General features: G+C 55.0%; 13 protein-coding genes. 8 read left to right on the top strand and 5 right to left on the bottom strand.

Features of this window, described 5'->3' with window-relative positions; genetic code table 11:
* Nucleotides 1–43: 43 nt before the first annotated feature.
* The 3 genes from yiiM to sodA form a co-directional block, all read right to left on the bottom strand.
* On the bottom strand, nt 44–718 hold the full coding sequence (gene yiiM / locus G163CM_RS18275) for a 6-hydroxyaminopurine reductase (RefSeq protein WP_231825881.1): 675 nt from the start codon (nt 716–718) through the stop codon (nt 44–46).
* 117 nt (nt 719–835) lie between these two features.
* On the bottom strand, nt 836–1,819 hold the full coding sequence (kdgT, locus tag G163CM_RS18270; RefSeq protein WP_231825880.1) for a 2-keto-3-deoxygluconate transporter: 984 nt from the start codon (nt 1,817–1,819) through the stop codon (nt 836–838).
* A 258-nt stretch (nt 1,820–2,077) separates the two neighbouring features.
* The gene (gene sodA / locus G163CM_RS18265; RefSeq protein WP_015966516.1) at nt 2,078–2,698 is read right to left on the bottom strand and encodes a superoxide dismutase [Mn]; all 621 of its coding nucleotides are present in this window, start codon (nt 2,696–2,698) and stop codon (nt 2,078–2,080) included.
* A gap of 370 nt (nt 2,699–3,068) precedes the next feature.
* Here sodA and rhaT point away from each other — a divergent pair, with 370 nt between their 5' ends.
* Nucleotides 3,069–4,103: an L-rhamnose/proton symporter RhaT gene (gene rhaT, locus G163CM_RS18260; RefSeq protein WP_231825879.1), complete on the top strand. Its 1,035-nt coding sequence runs from the start codon at nt 3,069–3,071 to the stop codon at nt 4,101–4,103.
* Here rhaT and rhaR read toward each other — a convergent pair whose 3' ends face one another.
* On the bottom strand, nt 4,104–4,952 hold the full coding sequence (rhaR, locus tag G163CM_RS18255; RefSeq protein WP_231825878.1) for an HTH-type transcriptional activator RhaR: 849 nt from the start codon (nt 4,950–4,952) through the stop codon (nt 4,104–4,106).
* Between the two features lie 71 nt (nt 4,953–5,023).
* Nucleotides 5,024–5,860, bottom strand: coding sequence for an HTH-type transcriptional activator RhaS (rhaS, locus tag G163CM_RS18250; protein WP_231825877.1), 837 nt, complete (start codon nt 5,858–5,860; stop codon nt 5,024–5,026).
* A gap of 300 nt (nt 5,861–6,160) precedes the next feature.
* Between rhaS and rhaB the strand changes: the two genes are divergently transcribed.
* The 7 genes from rhaB to G163CM_RS18215 all read left to right on the top strand — a co-directional run bounded on the left by rhaB (nt 6,161) and on the right by G163CM_RS18215 (nt 14,120).
* A complete protein-coding gene (rhaB, locus tag G163CM_RS18245) occupies nt 6,161–7,630 on the top strand; it encodes a rhamnulokinase (RefSeq protein ID WP_231825876.1) in 1,470 nt (489 codons plus the stop codon).
* A complete protein-coding gene (rhaA, locus tag G163CM_RS18240) occupies nt 7,627–8,886 on the top strand; it encodes an L-rhamnose isomerase (protein ID WP_231825875.1) in 1,260 nt (419 codons plus the stop codon). Before rhaB ends, rhaA begins: the two co-directional genes overlap by 4 nt.
* 152 nt (nt 8,887–9,038) lie before the next feature.
* Entirely contained in the window at nt 9,039–9,863 is an 825-nt protein-coding gene (rhaD, locus tag G163CM_RS18235) for a rhamnulose-1-phosphate aldolase (RefSeq protein WP_231825874.1), read from the top strand.
* Between the two features lie 69 nt (nt 9,864–9,932).
* Nucleotides 9,933–11,081, top strand: a complete 1,149-nt coding sequence (gene fucO / locus G163CM_RS18230) for a lactaldehyde reductase (protein ID WP_231825871.1) — start codon at nt 9,933–9,935, stop codon at nt 11,079–11,081.
* A complete protein-coding gene (gene rhaM, locus G163CM_RS18225; protein WP_231825870.1) occupies nt 11,078–11,392 on the top strand; it encodes an L-rhamnose mutarotase in 315 nt (104 codons plus the stop codon). Before fucO ends, rhaM begins: the two co-directional genes overlap by 4 nt.
* Nucleotides 11,393–11,545: 153 nt before the next feature.
* Nucleotides 11,546–12,859 (top strand): 6-phospho-beta-glucosidase, encoded by a 1,314-nt coding sequence (locus G163CM_RS18220; RefSeq protein ID WP_231825868.1) that lies wholly within the window; start codon nt 11,546–11,548, stop codon nt 12,857–12,859.
* A 28-nt stretch (nt 12,860–12,887) separates the two neighbouring features.
* Nucleotides 12,888–14,120 carry a PTS sugar transporter subunit IIC gene (locus tag G163CM_RS18215; protein ID WP_231825866.1) on the top strand — a complete coding sequence of 411 codons (1,233 nt, stop codon included), beginning with the start codon at nt 12,888–12,890 and terminating at the stop codon, nt 14,118–14,120.
* The last annotated feature ends 48 nt before the right edge of the window (nt 14,121–14,168 follow it).

The following is a 14,168-nucleotide window of genomic DNA, read 5'->3' as shown; positions in this document are numbered from 1 at the left end:
GTGTAGGCCGGATAAGCGCAGCGCCATCCGGCGTAGTTTTAAATTACTTCCCCCACAATCTCCGCGAATTATCCTCTATCTTGCCGCTAAGTACCCGCTTCTGCATCGTTCTTGTCCAGCTTACTGACAGCCCCGCAGCCGACATCAACCGATGATACTGCTCTTCATCAAACGGCATATGCCACGCAATCGCTGCCGCTTCATGCACGGAAACATCACTTAGCCGTGAAACCAGCTCCAGCGGCGCATCGCTCGACACCTGCCCCGGCGCGACCACGCGATACAACCAGCCCACTTTGCCACGGCTTTGCATCTGCGAAGAGATATCGGCAATGCCAAAATGGTAGTTCAGCTTAAAGCACGGTGAACGCGGCTGGCTGATTTGAATCAACGCCTCGCCCCAGCGGAAGATATCGCCGATAAAAGCCTCTTTTTCCGTCAAACCGTGCGTTGAAAGATTTTCGCCAAACGCGGGCGCATAGAAGAGATCGGCCTGATCGGGAAATTCGCGCATCCACTCGGCGTAATGCTCGCGAGGATAGTGGCACAGCGCACGATCCGGCCCACCGTGAATTTTTTTCTCTGCCTGCTCATCACCCGCCAGCCCCAGTTCGGTCAGCGTCAGCTCGCCGTCTACCTGCACCTTAGCAATCGCACTCGGGCGGCTACCGTCGTAGTCGCGGATGGTGCCAATAAAAACCTCAACCGGATAATGCATTTCGTCACCCTGTTACACGGAAATCACTGCCTAAAGGCTCGCTGGTTGCAGGGGGAAATTCAATCTTTTTTTGCTATTAAAAAACCGGCCATGAAGGCCGGTTTCTCCGCGCAAAAGCTATTTCACGCGGTGACGTAAGTCCATCTGCACTCTTTCCGCTTTCGCATAGCGAGACCAGATGGAGGTAACAATCGGCACCAGAATCGAGGTCACAATTACCGACGTTGCGACCAGCGATGTGGCGGCTGGCGCCATCGGTTTAAACGCCGGTACCATCTCCGCAATCAACACCGGCGTAGCGACGGCTGCGCCCGCTGAACTGGACGCGGCAATACCCGCTGTACCGTCACCACCGCCGATGAATTTATCCGCCAGCATCAGTGGGATACCGGTGATAATAATCACCGCCACGCCCAGCAGAATCCCCAGTAAGCCCGTCTGCGCAATAACGCTTAAATCGATGGTATTACCCAGCGCAAAAGCGAAGAAGGGAATCAGCGTCTGCACCGCTTTGGTAAAGAAATCGCGCAGCTCAGGGTCAAGATTACCGAGCGCAAAACCAATCAGGAACGGCAATACCGCGCCAACAAACACATGCGGTTCAAACGAGGCGATCCCCGCCGTGCCGAGAATAATCATCGTCATCAGCGGGCCGGACTCCAGCGACATCAATACAAACGCGCCCGATTCCTCTTTGGTGCCGTACTGCTGCATGATAGACGCGTAAAGCCCGCCGTTGGTCATATCCATCGAGGCGACCAGAGCCAGCGTTGATAACCCGGCAAAGAATCCCACTTCAACGCCGTGAACAGGCAGCAAGCGAGAGGTCACCGCAGCGACAACCCAGGCGACCAGAATTTTGGTGATGACCAGCGTACCCGATTTACGCAGCACCGTTCCGGTCGCGCTAAGTTTGATGGATGCGCCCATACAGAAAAACCATACCGCCAGTATGGGTACCGTTCCGGTGATCATCCCATTGGTGAATGAGCCAAAATATTTACCTGCGCCCGGAGAGAAAGTGTGGCAAAGCGCTCCTAAAAACAGTGGCACCAGCATCATGCCGCCCGGAATTTTTTCTATCGCACGTTTAATTTGCATCGTCATCATCCTCATCCAGGATCGCTAATTTTTTGCCTGGCGGGTTTTTCTGAAACGGCCTGAAAAACTCGTCTTCGATGATGAGATGCTAGACATTCATCGTACAAATAAAAGTGATCCAACATACAAATTAAAACAATATTTCATTTTTTACGGGATCGCGTTTCTTATATGGATTGCAGATAAAAAAAAGCCCCCGCTGGCTTATCCTACGGAGGCTTTCGTACCTCACCTTACGGCAAGGCTATGGAAAATAACTTATTTTTTAGCCGCGAAACGTGCAGCAGCTTCGTCCCAGTTCACCACGTTCCAGAACTCTTTGATGTAGTCCGGGCGGCGGTTCTGGAATTTCAGGTAGTAAGCGTGTTCCCAAACGTCCAGGCCCACAATCGGGAAGCCAGATGCGCCAGAGATAGCTTCACCCATCAGCGGGGAATCCTGGTTAGCGGTAGAAACCACAGCCAGTTTGTCGCCTTTCAGCACCAGCCATGCCCAACCTGAACCGAAACGGGTTGCAGCCGCTTTTTCGAATTCTTCTTTGAATTTATCAACGGAACCGAAATCGCGCTCGATAGCCGCTTTCAGGTCACCCTGCAGGGTGGTGCCTTTTTTCAGGCCTTTCCAGAACAGGCTGTGGTTAGCGTGGCCGCCGGCGTTGTTGCGCAGGAACGTTCTTTTTTCAGCCGGGATCTGGTCCAGTTTGGTGATCAGTTCTTCAGCAGACAGGGAAGCGAACTCCGGCAGGCTTTCCAGCGCGGTATTCGCGTTATTCACGTAAGTCTGGTGGTGTTTAGTGTGATGGATTTCCATCGTCTGCTTATCGAAGTGCGGTTCCAGGGCATCGTATGCATAAGGCAGTGATGGCAGGGTATAGCTCATAATCTTCTCCATTATTGTCGGGCGGCAAAGTGTTAACGCCGCGTAAGCAGTTGGTTCATTATAGTTAATTAAATGATATTGAAAATGATTATCAATGCCGTAGTTTTTATAAGGTTATAACTTTTTGTTATGTGGCTGATTTTACGGGACTTACAGGTCATAAACACGTTGCCTATCAATGAAAAAGGCACAACCGCCTCGCTTTTTACACAGAATGTAAAAGTGTGAAGCCACTCACTAGGACATTGCTCTGATGGTCATTTTTTGAATCTCTGTGGCAATTACCGGAAGGTTATTAAATCGCATACTTTTTAAGCTCAACGGGTTGGCAGGAAGCCTGAACCAACAACAACCCGTTGAGGAAACAATAATGAATAATGCGATTATGATGGGCATTTTCTGGCATTTGATAGGCGCAGCCAGTGCAGCCTGTTTCTATGCCCCTTTCAAGAAGGTCAAACACTGGTCCTGGGAGACGATGTGGTCCGTTGGCGGCACCGTGTCGTGGCTTATCCTTCCCTGGACAATCAGCGCCCTGCTGTTACCCGATTTCTGGGCCTATTACGGCTCTTTTAGCGCCTCAACCCTGATGCCGGTCTTTCTCTTCGGCGCGATGTGGGGCATCGGCAATATCAACTATGGCCTGACGATGCGCTATCTCGGCATGTCGATGGGCATCGGGATAGCGATTGGCATTACGCTGATTGTCGGCACCCTGATGACGCCGATTCTGAACGGTAACTTTGATGTGCTGATCAACACCAAAGGCGGCCGCATGACGCTGCTGGGCGTGCTGGTAGCCTTGATTGGCGTTGGCATCGTCACCCGCGCGGGCCAGTTGAAAGAGCGCAACATGGGCATTAAAGCGGAAGACTTTAACCTCAAGAAAGGGCTGGTGCTGGCAGTGATGTGCGGCATCTTCTCAGCGGGGATGTCATTCGCGATGAGTGCGGCAAAACCGATGCACGAAGCGGCGGCTGCGCTGGGCGTTGACCCTCTTTACGTCGCGTTGCCAAGCTATGTGGTCATCATGGGCGGCGGCGCGCTGATTAACCTCGGTTTCTGCTTCATTCGTCTGGCAAAAGTGAAAACTCTGTCGGTAAAAGCTGACTTCTCGTTGGCAAAACCGCTGATCATCACCAACGTATTGCTCTCCGCCCTGGGCGGCCTGATGTGGTACTTACAGTTCTTCTTCTACGCCTGGGGCCACGCCAAAATTCCGGCACAGTATGAATACATCAGCTGGATGTTGCACATGAGCTTCTATGTGCTGTGCGGCGGTCTGGTTGGGCTGGTATTGAAAGAGTGGACCAATGCAGGTCGCCGTCCGGTCGGCGTGCTGAGCGTCGGCTGCGTGGTGATTATCATCGCGGCGAATATTGTTGGGCTGGGTATGGCCAGCTAATCAGGCAACCACTCCGCTACGATGACGCCACTGACCTGGCGTCATCCCCACTTCGCGGTTAAACACCACCGAAAAGTAGTTACTGTCCTCAAAACCGCACTGCATCGCCACCTCTCCGATCATCAAATCTGTATGCTGCAACAAATACTGCGCGTGGCAGATGCGCAGCTGGCGCAGATAGTGATTTACCGTCATGCCCGTCTGTTGGCGAAACTGCTGACGCAGCGCGCGTTCGCTGCAACCTTCCTGTGAACAAAACAGATCGAGTGAGAAAGGGCGGTTCAGGCTTCCGGCGAGGGCGCTCAGCAATCGGTCGAGCAACGCTTCGCTTTGCGTCGCTTCCAGATTATCGGTGGCGTAACGGTAGCGTTTGAAAGAGACCACCAGTTGGGCGAAGAGCAACTCGGCCATTTCATTCGCCAGCGGTTCATCTTTGCGGCTTTCATGTTCCAGTTGGGTGATGATTTGCCGCGTCTGGGTCATTCCGTTGCTGCCAATGCGCCAGTGCGGCGTCCAGGCGCTGCCGTTCAGGCCGGGCAGGTAGTTTTGCCAGTCCAGATTAAGCTTCAGCCGCTCTGGGCAGTAGATAATATTCTGTAAAACCAGATCGTTAACCGAGGCGTAGGAGTGTTTATCTTCCGCGCGAATGTAGAAGAGATCGCCCCGAGTGATGCGATAAGGCCGATCGTTGAGCATATGCAGGCCGTTTCCGCGCCAGACCAGCACCAGCTCGCAAAATTCATGGGTGTGCTCCGCAAAGACATTTTGCGGATAACGATCGGCGACCGCCACCGCCTGCCCGGGGCGGGCAAAGAATTCCTCTTTTCGCAGAACTAAGTGACCCGACACAGCCATACCTCACGACCTATAACGCACTATTGTCGCAGTTCTACGCTGAGAAAACGTTGATAGCCGCCGCGTTACTGCAAGGTGGCATCGCGGCCCTGGCGGATATCGCGCGGCGACCAGTTAAATTCCCGGCGGAACAGAGTGGAAAAGTGATTGCTGTCGCCAAAACCGCAGTGATAGGCAATGTCCGTTACGCTTTCGTCGCTGTGGCGCAGCAGATGGCGGGCCTTAATCAAGCGCAGGCGATTGAGATAACGCTGCGGCGTCAGGCCCGTCGAGTGTTTAAGCTGGCGATGGAGCGTGCGCAGCGACAGCGAAAACTGCTCGGCCAGCGCTTCCCAGCAGACATCTTCGGCAAAATGATCTTCCAGCCAGGCCATCAACTGGTTCAGGCGCGCGTCGTTATCGACGTTGCCTGCCACCTGCGTTCCACGACGCAGCAGGACCAGCAGTTGCATAAAGAGAATTTCGCGGTTGGCGAGCGTCGCCGCGTCCATGTTGTCATCCACCTGCGCCATCTGCTCAAGGATAAAGCGCACCTGTTGCAGGGTGCTCTGGCTCACGCGCCAGTGGGAGGGATAATTACCTTCCGTTTCCTGCGGTAACAGTTGATCGAGCCCGGAAAGAAACTGGAACGCTTCCGGCGAGCGGTAAAGGACATTGGTCAGACAAAGATTATCGGTGTGCTCATAAAGATGGCGATCCGTATCGCGAACAAAACAGACTGTGCCTCCGCAAATGGTATGCGGCTGACCATTGAAAACATGAATACCGGTCCCCTGCTCAACAATCACAATTTCATGAAAATCATGATGATGCTCAGGAAAAGCGGGCTGCGGAAGTCGCGGTTCAATCGCTACAGGTAATCGCCCTGAACGGAAAAAATCCACACTGTGCAATACGGTCATAACGCCCCCACTAAATGAGAAAAGTTATCAGGATAGTAATCGGGGGTGGCTGACCTCACCTTAAAATTTAGACAACAAAGAGCGCAAACCCGGTCGTTTTTTCAAGAAAGGCCGGGAAAGATTGGGAATTGCGGAGGGCGTCACACCCGCGCAATACGGGGCAATTGGCGGAAATTGTGAGCTCTCTCACGTCTACCTTTGCTTTCTTGCCAGCCGCCCATTTTGCTGTCAGTGATGAGAAGGTCACGTTCGTACGCGCTTCTTAGACTGGGTCCAATGACATTAAGAAGGACTCCAGCCATGACTCTTCGCCATTGTGTGGCCGTCGATTTAGGGGCATCCAGCGGACGCGTGATGCTTGCCCGCTACGACTCCGGGCAACACACACTCTCACTGCACGAAATCCACCGTTTCGTGAACTGCCTGCAAAAACAGGATGGATTTGATACCTGGGATATCGACGGGCTTGAGGCGGAGATCCGCACCGGCCTGAACAAGGTGTGCGAACAGGGCATCCTGATCGACAGCATCGGCATCGACACCTGGGGCGTGGATTACGTTCTGCTTAACCGCGACGGTCAGCGCGTTGGCCTGCCGGTCTCTTATCGCGACAGCCGCACCGACGGCGTGATGGCGCGGGCGATTGAACAGCTCGGAAAAGCGCAAATCTATCGCCGCAGCGGAATTCAGTTCCTGCCGTTTAATACGCTCTATCAGCTACGCGCATTGGTTGAACAGCAGCCGGAAGTGGCCGCCGAAGTGGCGCATGCCCTGCTGATCCCCGATTACTTCAGCTATCGCCTTACCGGCAAGATGAACTGGGAATACACCAACGCCACCACCACGCAGCTGGTCAATATTCAGACCGATAACTGGGATGAGGACCTGCTGAACTGGACCGGCGCATCGCCAAAATGGTTCGGTACGCCGACGCATCCTGGCAACGTGATCGGTCACTGGATTTGCCCGCTGGGCAACAACATTCCGGTGGTGGCCGTCGCGAGCCATGACACAGCAAGCGCCGTTATTGCTTCGCCGCTGGCGAATAAAGACGCCGCTTATCTCTCTTCCGGTACCTGGTCACTGATGGGTTTTGAAAGCACCACGCCGTATACCAGCGAGTATGCGCTGGCAGCCAATATCACTAACGAAGGCGGCGCAGAAGGGCGTTATCGGGTGCTGAAAAACATCATGGGGCTATGGCTGCTTCAGCGTGTGATTAAAGAGCAGAACATTACTGATCTGCCTGCATTGATTGCAGAAACGGAGCAACTTAGCGCCTGCCGTTTCCTGATCAACCCCAATGAAGACCGTTTTATCAACCCGGACAACATGAGCGCCGAAATTCAGGCCGCCTGCCGCGAGACCTCGCAGCCGGTGCCGCAGCGCCCTGCCGAGCTGGCGCGCTGTATTTTCGACAGCCTTGCCCTGCTTTACGCCGACATTCTGCACGAACTGGCGCGCCTGCGCGGCAAACCGTTCAGCCAGTTGCATGTCGTCGGCGGCGGTTGCCAGAACCACCTACTCAACCAGCTATGTGCCGACGCCTGCGGCGTGACGGTGGTGGCGGGCCCGATTGAGGCCTCCACGCTCGGCAATATCGGCGTGCAGCTGATGACGCTGGAAGAACTGGGCACGGTAGATGATTTCCGTCAGGTGGTGACCGGCAACTACGGCCTGACCACCTTCACCCCGAATCTTGAAAATGAAATTGCCCGCTACGTTGCGCAGTTTCAGCAAAAACGACTGACAAAGGAGCTTTGCGCATGACCACTCAACTTGAACAAGCCTGGGAACTGGCGAAACAGCGTTATTCCGCCATTGGCATCGACGTCGAAGAGACCCTGCGTCAGCTCGACCGTCTGCCGGTATCTATGCACTGCTGGCAGGGCGATGATGTCGCCGGTTTCGAAAACCCGGAAGGTAACCTGACCGGCGGTATTCAGGCGACGGGTAACTACCCGGGAAAAGCGCGCAACGCAACGGAACTGCGTGCCGATCTGGAACAGGCGTTGAGCCTGATTCCTGGGCCAAAACGTCTGAATCTGCACGCTATTTATCTGGAATCTGACACGCCGGTTTCCCGCGACAAAATCAAGCCGGAACACTTTAAAAACTGGGTGGAGTGGGCGAAAGCGAATCAGCTGGGTCTCGATTTTAACCCGTCCTGCTTCTCGCATCCGCTGAGCGCCGACGGTTTCACGCTCTCTCATCCGGATGCAAAAATTCGTCAGTTCTGGATCGATCACTGCAAGGCCAGCCGCCGCATCTCCGCTTACTTCGGCGAGCAACTGGGCACGCCGTCGGTGATGAATATCTGGATCCCGGACGGCATGAAAGACATCACCGTCGACCGTCTGGCACCGCGTCAGCGTCTGCTCAATGCGCTGGATGAAGTGATTAGCGAAAAACTGGACCCGGCGCACCACATTGATGCGGTTGAGAGCAAGCTGTTCGGTATCGGCGCAGAAAGCTACACCGTGGGCTCCAACGAGTTCTACATGGGCTACGCCGCCAGCCGTCAGACCGCGCTGTGTCTGGATGCGGGCCACTTCCATCCAACGGAGGTGATCTCCGACAAAATCTCCTCCGCCATGCTGTACGTGCCGCGTCTGCTGCTGCACGTCAGCCGCCCGGTGCGCTGGGATAGCGACCACGTGGTGCTGCTGGATGACGAAACGCAGGCTATCGCCAGCGAAATCGTGCGTAACGATCTGTTCGACCGCGTGCACATCGGCCTCGACTTCTTTGATGCGTCCATCAACCGCATCGCGGCGTGGGTTATCGGTACCCGCAACATGAAGAAAGCCCTGCTGCGCGCCCTGCTCGAACCCGTGGATGAGCTGCGCAAGCTGGAAGCGGAAGGCGATTACACCGCGCGCCTGGCGCTGCTGGAAGAGCAGAAATCCCTGCCGTGGCAGGCGGTGTGGGAGATGTATTGCCAGCGCCACGACACGCCTGCGGGCAGCCAGTGGCTGGAGAACGTACGTGCGTATGAAAAAGAGATTTTGAGTAAACGCGGCTAACACATCATCGCCGGATGGCGCTTCGCTTATCCGGCCTACAAATGCTGCCGAACACCGTAGGCCCGATAAGCGCAGCGCCATCGGGCAAAAATACCAAACACGAATGTCCGATAAGCACTGCGCCATCGGGCAAGAACAGGAACACGAAGACTATGCAATCCATCACTCAATCCTGGTTCGTCCAGGGCATGATCAAAGCCACCTCTGACGCCTGGCTGAAAGGCTGGGATGAACGCAACGGCGGTAACCTGACGCTGCGTCTGGACGAAGCCGACATCGCCCCTTACGAGGCTGATTTCCATAAAGAACCGCGCTATATCGCGCTCAGCCAGCCGATGCCTCTGCTGGCGAATACGCCGTTTATCGTCACCGGTTCCGGTAAATTCTTCCGCAACGTTCAGCTTGATCCGGCTGCCAACATCGGCGTGGTAAAAGTAGACAGCGATGGCGCGGGCTATCACATCCTGTGGGGCTTAACCCATGAAGCGGTGCCGACCTCTGAATTACCGGCCCACTTCCTGTCGCACTGCGAGCGCATCAAGGCGACCAACGGCAAAGATCGCGTGATCATGCACTGCCACGCCACCAACCTGATTGCCCTGACCTACGTGCTGGAAAATCGAACCGACGTCATCACCCGTCAGCTGTGGGAAGGCAGCACCGAATGTCTGGTGGTGTTCCCGGACGGCGTCGGCATTCTGCCGTGGATGGTGCCGGGCACGGACGAAATCGGCCAGGCGACTGCCGTCGAAATGCAGAAACATTCGCTGGTGCTGTGGCCGTTCCACGGGGTATTCGGCAGCGGGCCGACGCTGGACGAGGCGTTTGGTTTGATCGATACCGCCGAGAAATCCGCAGAAGTGCTGGTGAAAGTCTATTCCATGGGCGGCATGAAACAGACCATCACCCGTGAAGAGCTGATTGCGCTTGGCAAACGCTTTGGCGTCACCCCGCTCGCCAGCGCGCTCGCGCTCTAACCTATCCGCTCACGCCCGGCGACAGTGGCTGCCGCCGGACATAGGGCTTTTAATTTAAGGAGAAATATCATGAGCTTTATGTTGGCGCTTCCCAAAATCAGCCTGCACGGCGCGGGCGCGATTGCCGATATGGTCAACCTTGTCGCAAACAAACAGTGGGGCAAAGCGCTGGTGGTCACCGATGGGCAACTGGTGAAGCTGGGTCTGTTGGATAGCCTGTTTGCCGCGCTTGATGCGCAGAATATGTCTTACCATCTTTTCGATGAGGTGTTCCCTAATCCTACCGAAGCGCTGGTACAAAAAGGCTTTGCGGCGTATCAGGACGCGAGCTGCGATTTCATCATCGCCTTTGGCGGCGGCAGCCCGATCGACACCGCCAAAGCGATCAAAATTCTGACCGCCAACCCTGGCCCGTCTACCGCCTACTCCGGCGTGGGCAAAGTCAAAAATGCCGGCGTGCCGCTGGTTGCCATTAACACCACCGCAGGCACCGCCGCCGAGATGACCAGCAACGCGGTGATCATCGATACCGCGCGCCAGGTGAAAGAGGTCATTATCGATTCCAATATTATTCCGGATATCGCCGTGGATGACGCCAGCGTGATGCTGGAAATTCCGGCGTCCGTCACCGCTGCAACCGGGATGGATGCGCTGACCCACGCGATTGAAGCTTACGTTTCCGTTGGCGCGCATCCGCTGACTGACGCCAACGCGCTGGAAGCCATTCGTCTGATCACCTTGTGGCTGCCGAAAGCGGTCGATGATGGCCATAACCTGGAAGCCCGCGAGCAGATGGCGTTTGGTCAGTATCTGGCAGGAATGGCGTTCAACAGCGCCGGTCTTGGCCTGGTGCACGCACTGGCGCATCAGCCGGGCGCAACGCACAATCTGCCGCACGGCGTGTGCAATGCCATCCTGCTGCCGATCATCGAAAACTTTAACCGCCCGAATGCGGTCGCGCGTTTTGCACGCGTCGCGCAGGCTATGGGCGTCAATACCCAGGGAATGAGCGACGAAGCCGCCAGCATGGAAGCCATCAACGCCATTCGCCAACTGAGCGCCCGTGTTGGCATTCCGGAAGGGTTCAGCAAGCTGGGCGTAACGAAAGCAGATATCGAAGGCTGGCTGGATAAAGCGCTGGCTGACCCCTGTGCGCCGTGCAACCCGCGCACCGCCAGCCGCGATGAAGTACGCGAGCTGTATCTGGAGGCGTTATGATCCGCAAAGCCTTTGTGATGCAGGTGCATGCCGACGCGCACGAAGAGTATCAGCGTCGCCATAACCCAATCTGGCCGGAACTGGAAGCGACGCTGAAATCGCACGGCGCGCACCATTACGCGATTTATCTCGATAAAGAACGTAACCTGCTGTTCGCCACGGTGGAAATTGAATCGGAAGCGCGCTGGAACGCGGTGGCGAATACCGAGGTTTGCCAGCGTTGGTGGAAATATATGACCGAGGTAATGCCCGCCAACCCGGATAACAGCCCGGTAAGCGCAGAGCTGGAAAACGTTTTTTATCTTGATTAACCCTGCCGCGTCTCCCCCGCCCTGCGCCTTCCGCGCGGGGCTTTTTTATATCTGAATGAAATAATCAATTATGTGACAAATCTCGCGAAGCGCACTTCAGGGTGTGTGCTATGTTTCGCCCAAACTGGCATACGCCAGTTAATGGAGAGAAAAATGAAAAAGCTGAAAGTCGTTACCCTGGGCGGTGGATCGGGTTACACCCCTGAATTAATTGATGGTTTTATTCGTCGTCATAAAGAGTTACCGGTCAGTGAATACTGGCTGGTGGATATTGAAGCCGGCAAAGAGAAGCTGGAAATTGTCGGCGCGCTGGCGCAGAGAATGGTCAAAAAGGCGGGGATCGCGATGACCGTTCATCTGACAACACGGCTCGACGAAGCGCTCGCGGGGGCGGATTTTGTGACCACCCAGATTCGCGTAGGCCAGCTGGCGGCGCGCATTCAGGATGAAAAAATTCCGTTGCGCTATGGCGTGTTAGGCCAGGAAACCACCGGCCCTGGCGGATTTATGAAGGCGCAGCGCACCATCCCTGTGCTGCTGGATCTGTGCCAGGAAATGGAAAAATACTGCCCGGATGCATGGCTTATCAACTTCACCAACCCGGCGGGTATCGTGACCGAAGCCCTCGCGAAACACAGCCCCATTCGCTCATTGGGTATCTGCAGCGGCGCGAACAGCATGATGCGCGATATCGCAGGCGCTTACGGCGTTGAACGCGAAGACGTGTACGCCAGGGTAATGGGCTTAAATCATCTGATTTTCGCCGACCAGATAACGGTGAAGGGCAAAGAGCTGACTGACGATTTTATTGAGAAGCTCGCGCAGGGCGTGGGGGCAAACCAACTCAACAATATTCCTGATGTCGGCTTACCGCCTGATTTTATTCGCGCACTGAAGCTCTATCCCCTCTCTTACCTGAAGTATTTCTATCTCGATCGGGAAATGGTCGAGCATGAACGGGAAGACCTCGAACGCGGCGTGGGCACGCGTGGCGAACAATCGCTGGCGATCGAGAAATCACTCTTTGATCTTTATCGCGACCCCACTCTGTGTGAAAAACCCGCCGCGCTTTCCGCACGCGGTGGTGCGCTTTACTCCGATACCGCCTGCTCAATCATCAGCTCAATCTATAACAACAAACGAGAGATCCACGTGGTGAACACGCCTAACCAGGGATCGACCCCGGATCTGCCCGATGACGCCGTGATCGAGACCAACTCGATGATCGACTGTAACGGCGCGCACCCGCTGGCCTATGGTCGCCTGCCCGTTGCCGTGAAAGGGCTTATTCAGAGCGTAAAATCCTTTGAAGAGTTAACGGTCGAGGCGGCGATAACCGGCAATCAGCACACGGCGCTGCTGGCGCTGGCGGCGCACCCGCTGGTGCCATCGGTAGAGATTGCTGAAAAAATTCTGCGCGATTATTTAGCGGCAAATCGCGACTTCCTTCCGCAATACACGCTGTAAATCACATGGCTATTTACAGGGAGTAAATATGAATACTTTTCTGGAAGCACGGCTGGTCCCCGTTTTAATGCGCATCGGCAATAACGTCATTCTGGTTTCCGTGCGTAACGGTATCGCTTTTACGCTGCCATTTATCATTGCCGGTAGTGTTTTTCTGATTATCGCCAACCTGCCGATTCCCGGCTGGAGCGATTTTCTGGGCAACTATGCCACGTTACTGGGGATCCCCGTGCAGGCGACCTTTGGCGCCATTGGCCTGATTGCCGCCATCGGGATCAGCTACGATTTAGCCAAACACTATAAGCTGGACGGGTTGAGCTGTACCTGCATTACCGTTGCCGTGTTTTTGCTGTCTCAGCTTGATGAAAATCATAAGATTAACGTCAACAATTTCGGAGCGTCCGGGCTATTTTCCGCCATCATTTTGTCGGTGCTGACGGTCTATATTGTCCGCTTTTTTATCACCCGCAAGCTCTATATTAAAATGCCAGACGGCGTTCCTCCTGCCGTGCTGCAATCTTTTGTCAGCCTGGCGCCTGCCTGTGTCTGCCTGGCGCTGATTTGGGTTGTGAGGGTGGTATTAAATTTCGACATCAACGCTTTCTTTACCGCGATTCTGAGCCCGCTGGTGATGGGCCTGGATACGCTGCCGGGAATGCTGACGCTGGTTGCGCTTATCTCTCTGTTATGGTGCTGCGGTATTCATGGCACTAATGTACTGTCCGGGATTACGGGGCCGATTTTCCTCAAGTTTATCGCTGAAAATACGGAAGCCTGGGTCGCACATCAGCCCATTCCCCATATCAGCGCAGAAGGCTTCTACACCATTTTTATCTGCTCGGGCGGTTCCGGCGCGACGATGGGGTTAGTGCTGGCAATGCTGTTATCAAAAAGCCGCTATTACAAATCCATTGGCCGCGTCTCCATCGGCCCGGCGCTGTTTTGCATCAACGAACCGGTGATTTTCGGGGTACCGATGGTGTTAAACCCGCTGATGATGTTCCCGCTTATCGCCACGCCGCTGGTCATCTGTACCTGCTCCTGGCTGTTGATGTCTTACGGCATTATCGGCAAACCCGTGCAGCTTGTGCCCTGGACGATGCCACCGATCCTCAACGGTTATTTTGCGACCGGAGGCAATATCCCTGCCGCTATCTGGTCAGGCTGTATGGTTATCATCTCAGCGGTGATGTACTTCCCCTTCTTTAAGATGCTGGAGAAAAAGCAACTGGCGCAGGAAAGTGCCGAAGCCTCTCAGTAAAAACAGTGAAAACAGGGGCGCGAGCACGCGCCCTTGCGACTTCTGGTG

This window comes from Pseudocitrobacter corydidari (assembly GCF_021172065.1).
Taxonomy (GTDB): domain Bacteria; phylum Pseudomonadota; class Gammaproteobacteria; order Enterobacterales; family Enterobacteriaceae; genus Pseudocitrobacter; species Pseudocitrobacter corydidari.
Note: the sequence above shows the minus strand (reverse complement) of the source record. Positions and strands in the feature narration are given on the sequence as shown.